1 protein-coding gene is annotated in these 497 nt (G+C 43.7%); it reads left to right on the top strand.

Annotation, left to right across the window (positions count from 1 at the left end; all coding sequences use genetic code 11):
- Positions 1-17: 17 nt before the first annotated feature.
- Positions 18-497: DUF7507 domain-containing protein (locus tag O0V13_RS21510; protein ID WP_326492760.1), on the top strand; the 480-nt coding region annotated here is incomplete at its 3' end.

The following is a 497-nucleotide window of genomic DNA, read 5'->3' as shown; positions in this document are numbered from 1 at the left end:
TCAAGGCGACCGATGATGTGACAGGATGTTACGTGATCGAGCCGGTTGTGGTGACTATTAATAATTGTAAGATTGCATTGGTTAAGACAGTAGCACCGACAGACCCAAGTGACGAGTGTGTTGAGGCAGGTGATGAATTGACCTATACGTTTGTGGTGAGCAACTTAAGCAATGTTACATTGACAGGAGTAACAGTTACTGACATTGCAAATTCGTTTACTGGAACTGGATCGTTAAGTGCTATTACCTTCCAGTCTAGTAGTATGTCTAGTTCTGTGGGTACTTTGTTGTCTGGAGAGAGTGCTACATACACAGCGACTTACATTGTAACGCCTGAAGATGTAGAAGCTGGTTTTGTGACAAACCAAGCAGAGGCAGAAGGTACGTTTGGACAGACTACAGTAGATGATAAATCAGGTAGTACGATTGATAATGACATACCAACTACCTATGAGTTATGTCAGACCGAGTCGATCGCGATCACCAAGACGGTGGCA

This window comes from Algoriphagus sp. PAP.12 (assembly GCF_026652115.1).
Classification (GTDB): domain Bacteria; phylum Bacteroidota; class Bacteroidia; order Cytophagales; family Cyclobacteriaceae; genus Algoriphagus.
This window is presented reverse-complemented; position numbering and strand designations above follow the sequence as displayed.